Source organism: Dyadobacter chenhuakuii (genome assembly GCF_023821985.2).
Lineage (GTDB): Bacteria > Bacteroidota > Bacteroidia > Cytophagales > Spirosomataceae > Dyadobacter > Dyadobacter chenhuakuii.
In genome coordinates this window covers 874,609-891,296 of the sequence record NZ_CP098805.1, presented here as the reverse complement: position 1 = coordinate 891,296, position 16,688 = coordinate 874,609, and the positions used below count along the sequence as shown (strand labels likewise).

Annotated in this window: 15 protein-coding genes; 5 read left to right on the top strand and 10 right to left on the bottom strand. The window is 43.8% G+C overall.

Annotation, left to right across the window (positions count from 1 at the left end):
• Window positions 1-3: 3 nt before the first annotated feature.
• The 5 genes from NFI80_RS03770 to NFI80_RS03750 all read right to left on the bottom strand — a co-directional run bounded on the left by NFI80_RS03770 (window position 4) and on the right by NFI80_RS03750 (window position 4,241).
• On the bottom strand, window positions 4-2,007 hold the full coding sequence (locus tag NFI80_RS03770; RefSeq protein WP_234612802.1) for a cbb3-type cytochrome c oxidase subunit I: 2,004 nt from the start codon (window positions 2,005-2,007) through the stop codon (window positions 4-6).
• A 145-nt stretch (window positions 2,008-2,152) separates the two neighbouring features.
• Entirely contained in the window at window positions 2,153-2,590 is a 438-nt protein-coding gene (locus tag NFI80_RS03765; RefSeq protein ID WP_233794383.1) for an RrF2 family transcriptional regulator, read from the bottom strand.
• A gap of 111 nt (window positions 2,591-2,701) precedes the next feature.
• Window positions 2,702-3,094: a YidH family protein gene (locus NFI80_RS03760; RefSeq protein WP_234612799.1), complete on the bottom strand. Its 393-nt coding sequence runs from the start codon at window positions 3,092-3,094 to the stop codon at window positions 2,702-2,704.
• Between the two features lie 208 nt (window positions 3,095-3,302).
• Window positions 3,303-3,467: a hypothetical protein gene (locus tag NFI80_RS03755; RefSeq protein ID WP_234612798.1), complete on the bottom strand. Its 165-nt coding sequence runs from the start codon at window positions 3,465-3,467 to the stop codon at window positions 3,303-3,305.
• Window positions 3,468-3,557: 90 nt separating this feature from the next.
• The gene (locus NFI80_RS03750; RefSeq protein WP_234612797.1) at window positions 3,558-4,241 is read right to left on the bottom strand and encodes an MCP four helix bundle domain-containing protein; all 684 of its coding nucleotides are present in this window, start codon (window positions 4,239-4,241) and stop codon (window positions 3,558-3,560) included.
• Window positions 4,242-5,135: 894 nt separating this feature from the next.
• Here NFI80_RS03750 and NFI80_RS03745 point away from each other — a divergent pair.
• Window positions 5,136-5,927 carry a glucose 1-dehydrogenase gene (locus NFI80_RS03745; RefSeq protein WP_235160251.1) on the top strand — a complete coding sequence of 264 codons (792 nt, stop codon included), beginning with the start codon at window positions 5,136-5,138 and terminating at the stop codon, window positions 5,925-5,927.
• Entirely contained in the window at window positions 5,920-7,338 is a 1,419-nt protein-coding gene (locus tag NFI80_RS03740) for an amidohydrolase (RefSeq protein ID WP_234612795.1), read from the top strand. Before NFI80_RS03745 ends, NFI80_RS03740 begins: the two co-directional genes overlap by 8 nt.
• 104 nt (window positions 7,339-7,442) lie before the next feature.
• Here NFI80_RS03740 and NFI80_RS03735 read toward each other — a convergent pair whose 3' ends face one another.
• Window positions 7,443-7,748 carry a phosphoribosylpyrophosphate synthetase gene (locus tag NFI80_RS03735; RefSeq protein ID WP_233796315.1) on the bottom strand — a complete coding sequence of 102 codons (306 nt, stop codon included), beginning with the start codon at window positions 7,746-7,748 and terminating at the stop codon, window positions 7,443-7,445.
• A gap of 153 nt (window positions 7,749-7,901) precedes the next feature.
• Window positions 7,902-10,451, bottom strand: a complete 2,550-nt coding sequence (locus NFI80_RS03730; protein ID WP_234612793.1) for a cation-translocating P-type ATPase — start codon at window positions 10,449-10,451, stop codon at window positions 7,902-7,904.
• Window positions 10,452-10,944: 493 nt separating this feature from the next.
• Here NFI80_RS03730 and NFI80_RS03725 point away from each other — a divergent pair, with 493 nt between their 5' ends.
• From NFI80_RS03725 to NFI80_RS03715, 3 genes are all read left to right on the top strand, one after another.
• Window positions 10,945-11,505: an NADPH-dependent FMN reductase gene (locus tag NFI80_RS03725; RefSeq protein WP_255703563.1), complete on the top strand. Its 561-nt coding sequence runs from the start codon at window positions 10,945-10,947 to the stop codon at window positions 11,503-11,505.
• Window positions 11,506-11,679: 174 nt separating this feature from the next.
• On the top strand, window positions 11,680-12,270 hold the full coding sequence (locus tag NFI80_RS03720; RefSeq protein ID WP_234612791.1) for a hypothetical protein: 591 nt from the start codon (window positions 11,680-11,682) through the stop codon (window positions 12,268-12,270).
• Entirely contained in the window at window positions 12,270-12,941 is a 672-nt protein-coding gene (locus NFI80_RS03715) for a DUF2490 domain-containing protein (protein ID WP_234612790.1), read from the top strand. Before NFI80_RS03720 ends, NFI80_RS03715 begins: the two co-directional genes overlap by 1 nt.
• Window positions 12,942-13,005: 64 nt before the next feature.
• Here the strand turns inward: NFI80_RS03715 and NFI80_RS03710 are convergent, their stop codons facing one another.
• From NFI80_RS03710 to NFI80_RS03700, 3 genes are all read right to left on the bottom strand, one after another.
• The gene (locus tag NFI80_RS03710) at window positions 13,006-14,577 is read right to left on the bottom strand and encodes a hypothetical protein (RefSeq protein WP_234612789.1); all 1,572 of its coding nucleotides are present in this window, start codon (window positions 14,575-14,577) and stop codon (window positions 13,006-13,008) included.
• 88 nt (window positions 14,578-14,665) lie between these two features.
• Complete coding sequence (locus NFI80_RS03705) at window positions 14,666-15,280, bottom strand: DUF417 family protein (RefSeq protein ID WP_254414167.1); 615 nt, start codon at window positions 15,278-15,280, stop codon at window positions 14,666-14,668.
• Window positions 15,281-15,282: 2 nt separating this feature from the next.
• Window positions 15,283-16,680 (bottom strand): efflux transporter outer membrane subunit, encoded by a 1,398-nt coding sequence (locus NFI80_RS03700; RefSeq protein WP_234612788.1) that lies wholly within the window; start codon window positions 16,678-16,680, stop codon window positions 15,283-15,285.
• Between the last annotated feature and the right edge of the window lie 8 nt (window positions 16,681-16,688).

The window sequence follows — 16,688 nt, the reverse complement described above, 5'->3', positions numbered from 1 at the left end:
GTTTCAGGACACGTGATCAATAGATTTCAGCTTTTCAAATGCCGTTTCCTTAATATCAACTGTGCCCGGTGAGACCATCATCCTGTAAAGATTATAGGCAAAAAACAGGTGTGAGAGCCACATCAGGCTTCCCCCAATCGCCCGCCAGAGCCAAAACGGCGCCATAAAGCTGACCGAGTCAATAAAAGGTTTGGCTTCCATCCACATCAACCCGCGCATGGTACTGCCGTACATCAACGGTATCGTGTAAAACAAAAGCCCGATCAACGCCAGCCAAAAGTGCGCGCCAACCGTGATCTGCGGCGGCTCCTGCCCGGTAATACGGGGCATAAGTGCATAAATCCCTGCCCAGAGCAAAAAGCAGATAATGCCATACATCGTCAAATGGGAATGGGCGACAGTAAAATCAGTGAAATGCCAAAGCAGATTGGTAGACCGGAAGGCTTCGGCAGTTCCCTGCAAGGAACCGGTAAAGTAAAAAAGGATACCCGTTAAAAAGAACGGAAGCGTATAACTGTCGGTGATCTTGTACCACGCGCCTTTGAAGGTCAACAGGAAATTGGTCGTACCTGCCACTACCGGAATGATCATGCCCACACTGCCCACGATGGCGACCGTTTGAAGCCACCAGGGAATCGCACTGAAAACAAAATGATGGGTACCAATAAGTGTATAAAAAAGGATCTGGGTCCAAAAAGCAAGTATACCAAGGCTATACGAATAGATCGGTTTATTGAGCTGCTGGGGCAGGAAGTAGTAAACGATCCCGAGCGTAAACAGCATGAACCACATTCCAACACCCTGGTGCATGTAATAGCCTTGAATGATCGTTTCACCCAGCCCATTTTGCCAAACAGGCACATATGCAACCACCGCGATCACAATTCCAAAAATCACCGAAGAGACAATGTACCAGTTTGAAATATAGATCTCCTTCGTAGTGCGGCTGGCGACTGTCTTGAAGTAATTGATCAATGTTAGCAGAAGCCCAATGCCAAAAAGCAGCATGACTGGCCATATGTACTCCCGGTACTCCCCGCCCCCATTATTGATTCCAGCCATCAAAGACAATGTGCCCAGTACCACCGCCGTATTAATCAGGATCAATGTGTACCATCCGAGTTTTATACTGAATAGTTTTGTATTGCTGACCCTGGGCACGACATAGTTACCTAACCCCAGCATTGCCAGTGATGCCCAGCCCCAGAAAACGGCATTGGTATGGACCGGCCGCAATCGCCCAAAGCTCAGCCAGCTGAATTGGTCTGCATCCGGCGCAACAAATTTTATCCCAATATATTCCCCTACCGTCGTTCCAAAAACAAGCCAGAATGTCGCAGTGATGATGAACCAGGTGACAAGCCTGGAAAGTTGCGGGTCTACTTTCGGGCGAACGTGCGCCTTTCTTTTACGTGCCACAAATGGAAGTGATGCCTCATGCTCTACATTGTTGATCAGCCCTTTATGATCGTTGGCCGTTAATGCGCCCGACAGTTCATTATGACTCAATACAAAATCCAGCGCATCTTTTCTTCGTTGCAGTGTTTCTGCAAGATCCTCACCTTCAATACCCCCCAGATATACTGCCACACGCCCGGCCTCTGCCACGCGCTGCTGGTTTCTATACCTGTTTAATGTGTCGGTGATCTTGATAAATAAGAAGATAGCGCCTGCCAGCACAGGGATTGATATCAGGACAATGGTAATTAAAATACCTCCCTGGCTCAGCAGCGAGTCAGCAGTTGGTTGGCTCGACTGTGCGTGTGAAGGAAAACTTACCAAACTAAGCATAGCGAGCGCAATAACCCCTAAATGCTGCTTTTTCCCCATCCGGTCGAGCAGCAAAGAGATCTGTTGGCTATTCAGGTTATGGAGATATCTTGAATAATCCTGTCTACCCGGGTTGATTTTATTAATCAGATCATGTTGAACAACGTTTTTGATCAGGACCGCAATGAAAAGCACACCTAGGGCCATCACCAATGCAACGATTCCTACCGATAGCATAACGGCTTGTCCAAATAGGCTATTTGCATATACAGGAGTCGCAACCAAATAAATCAAAAGGCATACGCTACTTATAATCTTATACTTACTAACAGCGATCATATTATATATATTAAGACCTGAATATCTTTTACTCTGGAAAATTTTATCTTTCTTTAATGTAGCTCAGCCCTAAGTTCAAATTTTCATTAAACTCCCCGATCGTCGCAGACTGTAACGTGCGATGCATTTTTGTTCTGATTTCTTTAAAATCGTTGTGCAGTGGGCAAGGCTTTGTTTCAGAGCAACTTTTTAACCCAAGCCCGCAGCCCTTAAATATTTTTTCCCCGTCAATCGCCCTGACAATATCGGCCAGTGTATTGCTCCGGGCAATGCTGTCAACATAAAAGCCGCCATTTGGACCTTTACTGGATTGTATGAGCTCACGTTTGCTGAGTTCCTGAAGAATTTTTGCAATGAAGTGTTCCGGTGAATCAATACCAGCCGCAACTTCTTTAATACCCACTTTCCTGCCTCCTTCTGACTTCTGGGCAACAAAAATGACCGCTCTTATTGCATATTCGCACGTTTTTGAAAAAAACATCTGCATCTGGTTTATGTGCAAATATATCTTCAAGATTCGGAAAATAAAATACTTTTTACTCTTTTATTTTACGCACTGTTTTGCTGTTTTTCGGCATAATTACAGGCGGTATCACACGCTTAGCAGTAGATAAGCAATTAATAGAATACTGATGACTAAAATGACTCCGGTAAGAATGGTGGTCAATAAAGTTGTTGGTTTATACCGCCCGGTTTTAAGTTGCTTATCAGTCCTACGGTACTGCAAAAAGGCAAACAAAATGGCAAGCATACCTAGGACGACCAAAAAAATCCCAATAATGGCTGAATATGCATGCGAAGGCGTAGCAACTTGTGTTTGCAGCACGAAACCAAGCTGTTTTACAAACAGTGAAAACTTTACAACCACAAATCCAAAGGCCATAATGCCGATCCCTGTCCTTAACCAAGCAAGGTAAGTCCGTTCATTAGCCAGATGATCATTAGGCGTAAATGCTGATGGATTGCTATCTTTTTCTATACTCATGTGGCCTGAATGTCCTATATACCTTAATGATAACACCCTGTTCTTGCATAGCTGTCATCCTCCCTTGTATTGTTAAAGAGTTATTATGCAATGTCGATATTAGCTTTGCACGGTCGTGTGGCCAGGTTCTCTATTTAAACAAGCCCTTGCGCAAGCATAGCATCAGCCACCCGGACAAAGCCTCCTATATTGGCCCCCTGCATATAGCTCATGCGCCCATCTCCCTTACGGTCCAGGATTTTAGCTTTCTGGTAATGCGGCTTATCCTCAATAATGGAATAATTGTTTCGGCCACCTCTTGGAATGCCTGGTGAAATTCATTTTCACCAGGATTTTGATCGATAATCCGGGTCATGAAGGAGAATAATCTCATAGTTGCGTATGATCCGCCCATTTGTAAGAAAAATCTCAATCCACGCAATAATCTAGCGTCTTTTGATACAAAAGCTTATCTGCCAAGCTGCTAGTTTAAATGGAACGTCTCTGATTTTTGATCAACCAGACTTTGGTTTTTAAGTAGGTTTAAAATAACGAGTCCTATTACAATACAGACTGCAAGTAAAAGAGAAATATTGATCAGCCCTCCTGCTGCTTGCCCGTGGGCGCTTTTTATTGTCTTTTTACCCGCATCGGACTGTATTTGAGCAATAGAATGAAGAGTTGAAACAGCTTCCCGGAAAATAATTGCTCCCTGATCTCCAAACAAAAGTCCGGCCTCTTGATGGCGATTTCTACTGATAAGTTGTAGAACGGAATTTTCGAGCCTATCATAAGCTTTCAATCGATCTTTAAAATAGGAAAGTTTTTTTGCTTCCAAAGCAGTCAATGAAGTCTTCTCAAAGCTACTGATCAGACGGTTGCGCTCGGAATTGTCAATACCTGAGGTTTTAACCGGTTCTCCTGTCGAGATGGAGGATGAATCGGTTAAATACCCTTGCACCAGAAGCCGTCTGTTATATAGGTTTTCGCTCAAAAACACAAGATCAACAGCTGGTTGTAAACGGTCAACAAATACAGATTCCAGACTTTGATCCATAACCTGTATCGTCTGATTCGTACTGAGAGAAGCAAGCATTATCACTACTAAAATACCGGCAAGTACTACTGCCGCTTTAACTTTTTGTCGTATTACAAAAGACCATTTCATATGAACATTGTTTATAAGACCAGAGTAAGAAAGCCCGGCGTCGGCAAAGAACATCCGCCAGGCTTATAAAAGGATTTAGGAAATTATAGTAATCAGCCCTAAGCATATACCTAAACTTTTTGCCCTGTTACAGGCTTAAATGCCTAACCACCTGTCTTCATTAAATTGCACCCCAATGTTTTCACGATTGCTTCTGCTTAAAAAACAGGTATATATAAGCGTCAAACCGGTTAAAACCTTCAAATAAAACCAAGGGCCTAATTTTGTCGGAAATAAAATTATTTTATTCATTTCGTCTAAAATTTTGATTGTATTAATTATAGCTGTAAATTTACAACTGTAAAAATACAAAAGCAAATAATCGCCAGCAATAGTGCTCAATCGTACTTGACTAATTCATGTGATGACATAATGTCCTGATCAGGGACCTTTGCCAAGGTGATCCTGTGGAATAAAAAATGGCCGCAGGGATGAAGAAATTTACAGTACTAGATGTAATACATGCATAAGTTGAAATGTAATAACAACACCAGACCACTTGAGCTCTGTTTCCGATCGAAATAAGGCTGCCCAAAAATGATCGGGGAAATGAAAGGTTTAAACCAGTAACTTAAACATGCTATGCGATGATGTGCGCCTTTCGGAAATGTCGGCACAACATTGTACTTTAGAAGAAACAATTATTACTAATCAAACTTTAAAAGGTGTGACAGTTAAACCGAGTAGTCAGGACTGCTAACAAGTAGTCAGGATGGCTAAATAGAACTGCTACAAAATTAATTAGGTTCTCCGAGCGGATCCTAAGAGTTCACTCCTGCAGTAACTTCACCTAGATCTTCGTTTAATAGCGATTTGACCATAATTTCAATTTTAATCTTCTAAAAAGGTAAAAAAATGAAAAATTTTGAAAACAAGACAATTATCATTACGGGTGCCGCAATGGGGCTTGGTCTAGCAGTCGCAAAGGAACTTGCTATGAGAGGAGCTAATCTCACACTTGTTGACTACAATCAGCAAAGTCTTTCCGAGGCTAAGGATGAGATCAGCAGAGATTTCCCGGATAACAAAATCATTACTGTTGTGGCGGATGTTTCCCAGGAAGCTGCCGTAAAAGGTTACGTTGATGAAACAATTAATCAGTTTGGCCGTATTGATGGGCTGTATAACAATGCCGGAATTGAAGGCAAGCAAGCCAGTATCACAGAATATGACCTAGACACCTTTAAAAAAGTAATCGATATAAATCTTATGGGAGTGTACTACGCGATGCGCTATGTTATTCCTTACATGCAAAACCAAAAGTATGGCAGGATCGTAAATGTAGCATCCGTCGGAGGAATAAGGGGTGTTTTAAATCAAACCCCGTATGTAGCAACAAAACATGCAGTGTCAGGCATGACAAAAAGTGCAGCGCTTGAATATGCGAAAGACGGCATCAATACAAACGCAATTGCTCCGGGAGCCATACTGACACCTATGGTTGCGGAAGCTTTTAAACAGGTAAACCCTGAGGATCCGAAAGCTGCTGAATCAGAATATGCTAAGGCCAATCCTACAAAACGGCTTGGCCTGCCCGAAGAAGTGGCGAAGGTAGTGGCGTTTCTTTTAAGCGACGAATGTTCCTATGTAAATGGGCAGATTCTTGCTATTGATGGGGGGCAGTCAAACAGTTATGGCAATGTTTAACAAGTTAAGTGTAAAGCTGCAAACGGTTATGGGCAAATCAGCAAACGGAAACAGCAAGAGCTTGGCTAAGCTCATCCCCCTTCTGATACTTATTTACGTATCACTGACTGCCATCGGGCAAACTCCCAAGCAGACCAAGGCAAATTCATCAGCTCTAACTGCAATTGAAAGCAAGATCCGCGACAAGACGACGGCCATCGAGTCCAAGTTGATCGGCTGGCGCCGGGATATACATCAAAATCCGGAACTGGGAGATCAGGAAGAACGCACTTCAAAACTGGTTGCAGAACACCTTCGCACCCTGGGAATTGAAGTTCAGACAGGAGTGGGCGGCACAGGGGTCGTAGGCATATTGAAAGGCGGGAAGCCGGGAAAGTTGGTTGCCCTGCGGGCTGACATGGACGCTTTGGCCGTTAAGGAGCCCGCCGGATTACCATTCGCTTCAAAAGCCACATCCCAAATAAACGGAAAGACTGAATACCTTATGCATGCCTGTGGGCATGACGCACATACGGCTATGCTAATGGCGGCAGCCGAAGTTCTTGCAAGCATGAAAAGTGAGCTAACAGGTTCAGTAATGTTCATATTCCAGCCTGCCGAAGAAGGCTCAAGCGTTGTAGAGCCAGGGACGGGCAAAAGCTGGGGGGCCAAACGGATGCTTGAAGACGGCATGTTTAAGAAAAACAAACCGGATGCAGTATTCGCACTACACGTTCACCCCGGCAAGTCAGGACAGATTGATTACAAGAGTGGACCAGCCACAGCCAGCAGCGACGTGCTGAATATTACTGTCAGCGGGCAGCAGGGCCATGGAGGTATGCCATGGAACACAATTGACCCGGTAGTAGCCTCGGCATACGTAATAGCCGGCTTACAATCCGTTGTTAGTCGACGCGCTGACCTGACGAAGTCGCCGGCCGTTATTTCAGTGGGGATGATCCATGGCGGGTCCAGCCAGAATGTGATTCCGGACACTGTAAAAATGGTTGGCACCATCCGTTCATATGACCCTGAGGCACGCAAGCAACTTCATACTGATATTAAGCAGGCTGCTGAGCACATTGCGGAAGGAACCTATGCGAGGGCGCAGGTTGACATTTTGCCTATGTATGATGTCACAGACAACAATGATGCCCTGGCTAAACAGATGCTGCCAGTACTGAAGCGCGTTGCCGAAGCCGGCGTGGTACCCGGGTCGTTGCAGGGGGCCTCGGAGGATTTTTCTTACTTTGCCAAAGAAGTGCCGGGTCTGTATATTTTTCTCGGTGTTACGCCCGAAGGTGAGGATCCTGCCAAAGCTGCCCCAAACCATAATCCCAAATTCTTTGTCGATGAAAAAGCATTGGTAGTAGGTACAAGGGCAATGGCGGCAATGGCCGTTAATTTCTTAATGAGCGGATCACCCAACTAACAGCTGGCAAATTTCGAATTTACAATTGAATGACAGCGAAAAGACTATCCGGCCTTTTGACATGCTGCTGCACAGGCCGAGCTTGACAACAGCGAATTGTCTGTTTAGCTTCGTATATCTAGCTTACGCAGCATTTCGTCCGTTATTGATTCGCTGTAAATACCATAGCCGTTTACCAGCACACCTTTTATTTGATGAACATCGGATGATATCGCATATAGCACGGCTGCATCCGAGGGGTTACTGTCCCCTTCAAACCGAATGAATTTATCCACTTTAAAGTCATCGGTAAATATTTTGAACTGCCCGTTACGGCACTCAAGGCAGTTTTGTCGAAGGTTGAAGTCCTCCGAATATCCTTGGTTGCGCAACTCATTCAAACTTTCAGTTAGCGTTACATATGGCTCCATAGTTCTTGAGATATAATAGTAAAAGGATTTTGATTCTTGTAATCTAAGACAAGTATTAGTGCTTAATAATTATCTATTATGCCGTCGCTAAATGCTTTTGAAACGCTCTCCTACTCTGGTGTGGACGTCAGGCAATATGGTATCGTAGGGATCTTATTTCTTATTCATAAGCTTAACCAACTCAATTAAGATAATACAAACAACAGTTGTAATTATCACTATTAGCATAATATGCCAGCTTAATGGTGTTGTTTTAAAAACGGTATCCAAAAACGGCACATACACAATCAGCATTTGAAGCATTATGGTAAGGATTATTGCTCCCCACATCCCCCGGTTAGCAAATATGTCTCTGGAAAATATAGAATGATATGTAGAGCGCACAGAAAGTGCATTACCTAGTTGCACAAAACACAAAGTTGTAAATACTGCGGTCTGTTGTGTTTTTACATCGTAATTTTCATTTATGCACCACCACTGAATGAAGAGTGCAGCAAATGTCATGATGATTCCTATGAGTACGATACGAAGAACTAAACCACCTGCAAATAAATTTTCCTTAGGTGGACGGGGCGGACGGTTCATAATGTCCTTTTCGGCTGGTTCTGCCACCAGCGCAATCCCAGGCAAGCCATCCGTCACCAGATTTATCCAGAGAATGTGTATGGGGAGCAGTGGAATAGCAAACCCAATAATTGGGGCAAAGAAGATTACGAGGATCTCACCCAGGTTACACGAAAGCACATAAACAATAAACTTTTTAATATTTTCGTAAATACGCCTACCTTCCCGAACGGCTTTCACAATGGTGGCAAAATTATCATCCAACAGAATCATATCAGATGCTTCCTTCGATACGTCAGTGCCAGTTATCCCCATTGCAATCCCGATATCTGACTGCTTTAAGGATGGTGCATCATTTACGCCATCGCCAGTCATGGCAACAAACTCACCGTTGTTCTGTAAAGCTTTTACAATATTTAATTTCTGCTCTGGCGACACACGGGCATATACAGCAACGTGTTTCGTCACACTCTTAAATTCTTCTTCCGTCAGCTTCTCTAAATCAGAGCCTGCCCTGACCTCTTGGGATCCTTCTTCAATCATCCCCAGGCGTTGGGCGATGGCTGTGGCAGTAAGTGGCTGGTCGCCGGTTATCATTACAGTTTTTATACCCGCGGATTTACATTCTTTAATGGCTTCTATGACTTCTTCGCGGGGCGGATCAATCATGGCTGCCATCCCCAAAAATTCAAGTTCATTCTCTTCATCTGAGGTTATCCTGCCAGGATCTTTTTCAAAAATTTTGTAAGCAAAAAATAGAACCCGAAGGCCATCTGCCGCCCACTTACGGTTTTGCGCGAGCCATCCGTCAGTCTGATTTTTGTGTTTTTCAGATACCGATTCTAGCATTTTTATTGGGGCACCTTTTACAAACAAAATCCATTTGTCCCCATATTTATGTAAGGTGCCCATCCGCATGCGCTCTGAATCGAATGGCAGCTTCTCCAACAGCGGGAATTTTTGATCTGCTTCTTCTTTTGTTTTGCCCTTATCTATGGCATACTTTACCAATGCTGTTTCTGTGGAATCGCCCAACAGTTCTTTGTCTGCGGAAAATCGCACATCATTATTGAGCATCATGGCATAGCCCAAAAGTTCTTCCTTGCCCTCTACAGCAAGGATACTTTCTACCGTCATGATGTTTTGGGTAAGCGTCCCGGTTTTATCGCTGCATATATAGGTGACTGACCCTAACGTTTCAACCGCCGGCAATTTTCTCATCAATGCATTTTGGCTCACCATTCGGCGGGCCCCCTGGGCAAGCGCAATTGTTATAACGGCTGGCAATGCCTCTGGCAACGCAGCAACAGCCAGCGACAATGCGGTAAGAAACATGGCAAATGGTGGCTCGCCACGGAGCAAGCCAAGACCAAAAACGGTTAGGCAAATCACTAGAACAATAACCGCCAGTTGCTTACTAAAAACAGCTAGCCTTTTCTGGAGGGGCGTTTTTTGAGAACTTGCCTCCATCATACCTGCAATTTTACCGATTTCGGTATTCATACCAATGGCAGTGACGACCGCTTGGGCAGAACCATTACTCACAACCGTTCCTTTGAAAACCATATTGAGCTGGTCACCAGGCACAATGTCCCCTTCTTTTATTGGCTCGGTTATTTTTTCTATTGAATGGCTTTCGCCGGTAAGCGATGCTTCGTCCGTTTTAAGAGAACTCACCTGGATAAGCCTTGCATCGGCAGGGACAATATCACCGGCTTCCAGTAGAATTAAATCACCAGGGACTAATTGACTTGCTTCAATTTTTAAAGGGTTATTGTCGCGGATCACGATCGCAAACTGTGCCGACATTTTCTGTAACATCTTTACTGATTGCTCTGCATTATATTCCTGCGAGTAACCCATCCAGGCATTACCGAGAATGATGGCCAGAATAACGTATGCATCTGTATGCTCGCCAACCATAAATGAAATGGCGGCAGCGACAATCAGTATCAAAATCATAACATCCTTAAACTGACCAATAAGGATGGACAGTTTACTTTTTCGTTTGGCCTCCTGCAATACATTCTCCCCAAATTCATTTCGAAGGTTTACAACTGTATCACTTTTTAAACCCGAAGCGGAAGTCTTTAGAGAACTTATGACGTCTGCTGCACTAAGCTGGAAAAAAGTCTGCATGATGGTAAACAATTTAATATGCGTTAGCACTGATCCCTTATACACCCAAAGAAAAATCAACCGCAGTCCACGAACTATCACTACTATGTACTTTCGCGTTGTATGGCTACTGATGCCTCTCCTCTATTTGCGGTATCTGTTATCATTTACAGGTTGTGTTAGCTATAAAAGTACCCAGTATTATAGGCGGTTGGAAAAAGACTACTAATACTATTTTTTACACTATGCCTCCGACAATTCCCTAATGATACCCTTATGCAGTTCATTCTAAAATATAATCTGACTTAGAGCAAAAAATATGGAAATTTCTATAAATTGATGAAAATATCTGCTAATTCCTATCAATGTTTATATAGCTATTCAATCACTCGGTGTGCAACAAGATTTAACTCTCCAGCTGCTCGCTGCGATTCAATAAAAATGTGCGTTTCACTGCCTGCTTCATCGTCTGCGTTTTACATAAATTATATGTCATACTTTAACAAATGAAATAATGAAAAATTATAACATTGCAGTTATCGTAGGAAGCCTTCGCAAAGAGTCCTACAATTTAAAAACTGCGAACGCACTGATTGCCCTTGCGCCGGAATCTCTGAGTCTTGAAATATTAGATATTTCAGATCTTCCAATGTTTAATGAGGACCTGGAAGCAACACCGCCAAACGAATGGGAAGAATTTCGGCGGCAAATCAGGTCTGCCGATGGCCTTTTATTTCTTACGCCAGAATATAACCGTTCGGTACCTGCTGTTTTAAAAAATGCTATTGACGTGGGCTCGCGTCCATATGGGCAAAATTCCTGGAATGGAAAACCAGGAGCAGTGGTAAGCGTTTCGATTGGAAATATTAGTGGTTTCGGTGCTAACCATCACCTACGCCAGTCACTTGTTTTTGTTAATGTACCCACCATGGCACAGCCCGAAGCATATATAGCTGAAGCAACAGGGTTATTTGATGAAAACGGAAGTCTCATTAATGATTCTACAAAGAGCTTTCTGACTGATTTTATGGTAGCCTTTGAGCAATGGGTTACCACGCATGCCACAAAGAATTAGAAGGAAATTGCAGTTTTTTAGCCTCCGTACGGATGGCTGTAGCTTTTATGGCTCATTTTCCACATGGACCGGTATAGCTTTTAGAATAAAGGCGAATTATACATTTTCTATTCCTTAATACCAGTTAAATCAAGCCTGACCTCACTGAATTTATGGATAGCAAAATTTAAAAACGTGATTGCAAACAAACATTTCTTGTATCTTTTCTTATTTCTGCTCGTAGCACTTCACTGCACGCCCTGTCTGGGACAAAAAAAATATGAACGGGAATACACTGTCAAAGCTGATTCCGTTCCGGACAGCGCCACTTTATTTGTGTCCCGCCTATTTAACAACTCCAGGGTTCATTGGTATATGGAGGAAAGCGATACCACTAAGACTATCGAAGCGAAACTGAAGCATTCGGGAAAACATTACAGTATCGAGTTTGATGAATCCGGACAAATACAGGATATCGAAATTCTCATTAACATTCGTGATTTGGAAAAAAATATCCGTTCTGTAATAAAAGATAACCTCAATGCTACATTTAAGCGTCAGAAAATTATCAAAACACAATTGCAATGGAATGGAAGCGAGAATAACCTGGAACGGGCCGTTCTCGCCAAAATGCCGCTTGAAGGAATGATAGTTAAATATGAGATAGTCGTCCGAGGGCAGACAGGAAACGAGGAAGCGTATTTTGAAGTGCTCGTTGATAGTACTGGAAAGATTGAAAGTACTAAGGAAATAGCATTAGCAAATGATGATAATCTTATTTACTGATGTGCAGATTTTTCCTCTTTTATTTATTATCCTTTACAGCATTATGCCAGCAAACATATCGGGCCGGCACAACTACTCAATTTAACGTAAACTTTAAGGTTGGCAAAGCTTTAAAGCTTAATACAAAATTTGAGTCTCGTCAAATCCTATCGCAGAAAGAAATGGATAAGTCTCCCAACCATAGATTTCAATATGAGCGCACTGATTTGACTTTGCTGCTTACTACTAAATTGTCTATTAATAATATCATTGGAGGTGGTTATATGATAAGGTTAGAAGATAATACGTATTATCACCGGATCATTCAACAATTTAATAATGTGAGGAAGTTTGAATGGTTTAGTATAGCACACCGAGTCTTAGCCGACGAAACTTTTACCAACCATGGACTTAGTAACTTCCGGATAAGCTATAGGATCGGGATACAGAAACCGCTTAACGGTCAATACATCGATCCAAAGGAATTTTATGCAAAGGTCAACAATGACTTTCTTGGTATTTGGTCACGTGATGAATCCGACTTTGAGATCGGCATTTTACCTACCCTAGGATATACTGCTACCGCTAATAATAAAATAGAGCTTGGGGTGGACTATCGGGTAAATGAGCTAAGAAAAAATAGCATAACCCAGCAATTCTGGGTAACGCTTGGATGGTTCATTAGTATATGAATGATTATTTACCTGCGACAGGTTCAAATCATTTGCCACAATAAATCCAGGGCTATTCAAATCCTTATTTTGGACCCGTTATACCAGCATCCGGGATCGCAAAAAAGCTAATGCTGGTTGGCGGAACCGTCAGCTCACCGCTCTTTACTGGCTTGCCCTTTAAAACTGGCAACTCACCATTGTCTTCGAGTTTCAGATCTGTCCCGTTAAGCTGTATGGTTTGTCCTTCCAATTGAGAGGAAGTCAGCAAATAGTGCTCGGAGTCTATATCGATATGGATTGGAGCTTCTTTCTTATTTGTATTGATTACCAGCAGCGTTACACCTGCCTTGCTCCCTTTCATGTTGTGAGCAAAAACATAAACGCCCTTTGTCCCCTGCCCTGTTTCGTAAACCTGGGTGCCCATAAGTTTGGCCCACAGATACGCTGCCCAGTAATTTGGTTTAGGCAAATGTGTATCCTGGTCGATCAGACTGTACTCGCTGGCAATAAGGGTATTATGCATGATAACCTTTACCCCTTTCTTGGCCAAGGATCCCATTTGGTACAGGTAGCGGAAAGTGTCAAGGAAAGTCGCTGAGAATGGGTCGCCTCCACCCGCAGCCTGCGCCGTTTCTGTGATCCACAAAGGAATGCCAGGGTTATACTTATCCCTTAAACCCGCATAATAATGTGCGACCGTATCTGTTTTCAGCAACCAACCTGCGTCCAGCGCATTTTCAGCTTTTACCGAAAAAGGCCCACTGCGAATCATGCGCATGGAAGCCGCTCCGTAATAATGATAGGAGAAAACATCGAATTTAGGATTGGGTTTAGCAGCTAACATATCCTCGGTTGGCAAAATATTCATTCCCATCCCCTGAAGAGAAACGTTGGGCGACCCTTCACCTACTGAACCTGGCCCTAGCACCAGCATATCAGGAACTGCCTTTTCGGCCCAGGCATTAAAAGCAGCCATGTCCTTGGCGAAGTTTTCCGCGTTATACGCCTTACTGATTTCACCGCCAGCCGTCGGCATTGTTGGTTCATTAAACAGTTCGGCTGCTGCAATTTTGCCACCTACACTCTTGGCAAAATCCGCTAGTTTCTGGGCTTGTTTTGGCGTCCATACGCCTTGCGCATCCCTTACACCATTGGATACTGCAAACGAAGTAACCAGTTTTGAATCGGTAGCTTTAACAAAATCCAGCAACCCTCCAAATTCTTTTCTTGACATCACATTGACGAAACCGGCAGGCGCCTTCGTCAACTTCGGCTGGTCGTTGTCCTGGAAATAAATACCATTTGTCCACGTACCACTCATTCGTACATACGCAGGGGCTAACCCTTTAGCCAGGATTAGCAACCTTTTGTCTGTCAGATCAAGGGGTTTCAATTGCCGGTACAGCTGATCATTGGTTTGTGAGACGTCGTAAGTTGAATTTGCAGCCAGGTCCGGCAAGCTGTCCATCAAGTGATAAGGTTTCCAGAACTGCCCGCCTGCGACCTCCACTGTTTCCACATTATAAGACTGATAACGTTCATCTACCGCTGCTATCTGTTTCATCGTCTTAGGTGAAAGGCTGATGAGCGTGGTATCCTTTCCTTGATCCGACTGTTCAGAAGTGTTGCAGGCAGAGACAATAAATGCTGTCATAACTACTAGGTTGAGCGACTTGTTCATTACATTATCTAGTTTAGTTGATTTGTATTGAAGAACAACATTACATGATAAAGCTGCCTTACTACCCGCTCGTTTGCTGTGCGGTTAAATACTTTCTGGCGGCCTGGGCCATCGTAGCAATCCCTGCACCAAGCATGATAATATCTTTAATCACAAGTCGCCCTGCTGCACTCAGATAAGGGAACCCATACTCGGCGTCACCAAGTGATGGCACCCAGGTTTCAGGTGTGGTAATCAGAAATGACAATGTGACAATTGACATCATGATAACAAGAAAACTTCCAAATGCTGAGACTGCGGGAAATACCGGGTACAGCGCTACCAAAAAGCCAATCAGAATGATTACTGTGCCCAACCCATAAGAAAAAATATAAGTATGGTTGGCTTGATGCCATGCGACATTTTCGGGCTTTAATTCACCTTCCTTATTCATATGCTGCTTATATTCTGGCGCATCGTATTTATAAAAGAAGTTCATAAATGGACTATTGGCTACAAACGGCACGATGCCGGCAGCTTCATATTGAAAAGCTTTCAAACCGCCAATCCATAACATTACAATCACAATACCCCATCGGGCAGCATTAATGCCGGTCGCTTGTAACCCGGCCGCATAGGATAATAGTTTATTTATCATTGTTTCAATTTTAAGATTATAAAGCCATTTACCAAACAATATCAGGGACTAGCCCAACCTCCTCCCAACGACCTGTATAAGTTAACCACTGATTGCAACCGTTGCAATTGGTCATTAATGCTTCCAAGCTCCGCTTGCAACAAACTTTGTCGGGCCGTAATGACCTCGTTGTAGTTGGCAAAACCGTTTTGGAGTAGCTCGCCTGAATAGCTAACCGATTTCTGCAATGCTTCCAACTGATAGCTGCGGATCGCTATTTTATCAAGGGCAGTGTTGTGTAGCGACATGGCATCCGACACTTGTTGTCCGGCTGTAAGCAGCACATTCTCAAAATTGAGCAGCGCCTCCTTCTGCTGGGCCTTGGCAACTTCCAGGCGGGTTATATTGGCGCGTCTGTTGAATATCGGCTGGGTCAGTCCCGCGCCGATGCTTGCCGCAAGGGAGATTGGTTTAAGAAAGTTTTCCAGTTGCAGAGCCGAATAACCCACCGAGCCGGAGATTGTTAATGCCGGATAAAAGTAAGTCCTCGCCACATTAGTCAACTCAAAATAATATCTAAAATTAAGTTCTGCCTGTTGCACATCAGGGCGATTTGCCAGCAGCAGCGCGGGAACACCCGTTTGCAATACATCAAGCGTATCCTGATCCCAAAGCGTGCCGCGTCTGACGGACGTGGCTGGAACGGCAAGTAGAATACTTAGCGCGTTTTCTGTTTCCCTTGTACTCTGGATCAGGTCAGGAATTGTCACTTCTGCTACATAACGCTGCGCTTCGCTTTGCACCACAGCCGCCTCGGTAACTACGGCTGCTATTTTCAGTTCACGCATGGTCTGCACCGTCGTATCCCAATTGGACACAGTCTGCCTTGTAATGGCTAGCTGCTGATCCAAGGCCAGCAGTGCATAATAATAATTGGCAATATCGGCCACCAGGTTTGTTTGTACAGCTTTCGCACCTGCTTCCGATTGCAATAGAAGTGCTAGGTTAGCGCGTTTTGTGCTTCGTAGTTTCCCCCAAATGTCCGCCTCCCAGCCAGAAGATAATCCCAGCTGATATTGGGTCGCACTGTTTCTAATACCAAAGCCCTGAGCTTCCGAAAGCTTTGAACGCGTCACGCCAAGATCTCCGATAACGGTTGGAAATAATGCTGCTCTACTCTGTTCATAATAGGCCCTGGACTGCTCAATACGTGTATAAGCGATTTGCAGGTTCAGGTTGTTTTTAATTCCCCGACTTATCAGGCTTTGCAAAGTCGTATCGGTAAAGAGCCGGTTCCAGGGAAGCTGGCCGAGCCCGCTTGTGTCGGCCGTGACCACATCTCGGTAAAGGTTACCGGGTGCTGTTAGCGGTTTCTGGTAGGGTCTGACAATGTTACAACAGCAAAGCAGCAAACCCAGCAGACAAAACAGAACTAGTCGCTTTAAATGTTTTTTATACATAATCTTGC

Coding starts and splice junctions, on each gene's coding strand:
- NFI80_RS03770 (WP_234612802.1), bottom strand. CDS start 2,007: ATGCTATCGGTAGGAATCGTTGCATTGGTGATGGCCCTAGGTGTGCTT.
- NFI80_RS03765 (WP_233794383.1), bottom strand. CDS start 2,590: ATGTTTTTTTCAAAAACGTGCGAATATGCAATAAGAGCGGTCATTTTT.
- NFI80_RS03760 (WP_234612799.1), bottom strand. CDS start 3,094: ATGAGTATAGAAAAAGATAGCAATCCATCAGCATTTACGCCTAATGAT.
- NFI80_RS03755 (WP_234612798.1), bottom strand. CDS start 3,467: ATGAGATTATTCTCCTTCATGACCCGGATTATCGATCAAAATCCTGGT.
- NFI80_RS03750 (WP_234612797.1), bottom strand. CDS start 4,241: ATGAAATGGTCTTTTGTAATACGACAAAAAGTTAAAGCGGCAGTAGTA.
- NFI80_RS03745 (WP_235160251.1), top strand. CDS start 5,136: ATGAAAAATTTTGAAAACAAGACAATTATCATTACGGGTGCCGCAATG.
- NFI80_RS03740 (WP_234612795.1), top strand. CDS start 5,920: ATGTTTAACAAGTTAAGTGTAAAGCTGCAAACGGTTATGGGCAAATCA.
- NFI80_RS03735 (WP_233796315.1), bottom strand. CDS start 7,748: ATGGAGCCATATGTAACGCTAACTGAAAGTTTGAATGAGTTGCGCAAC.
- NFI80_RS03730 (WP_234612793.1), bottom strand. CDS start 10,451: ATGCAGACTTTTTTCCAGCTTAGTGCAGCAGACGTCATAAGTTCTCTA.
- NFI80_RS03725 (WP_255703563.1), top strand. CDS start 10,945: ATGAAAAATTATAACATTGCAGTTATCGTAGGAAGCCTTCGCAAAGAG.
- NFI80_RS03715 (WP_234612790.1), top strand. CDS start 12,270: ATGTGCAGATTTTTCCTCTTTTATTTATTATCCTTTACAGCATTATGC.
- NFI80_RS03710 (WP_234612789.1), bottom strand. CDS start 14,577: ATGACAGCATTTATTGTCTCTGCCTGCAACACTTCTGAACAGTCGGAT.
- NFI80_RS03700 (WP_234612788.1), bottom strand. CDS start 16,680: ATGTATAAAAAACATTTAAAGCGACTAGTTCTGTTTTGTCTGCTGGGT.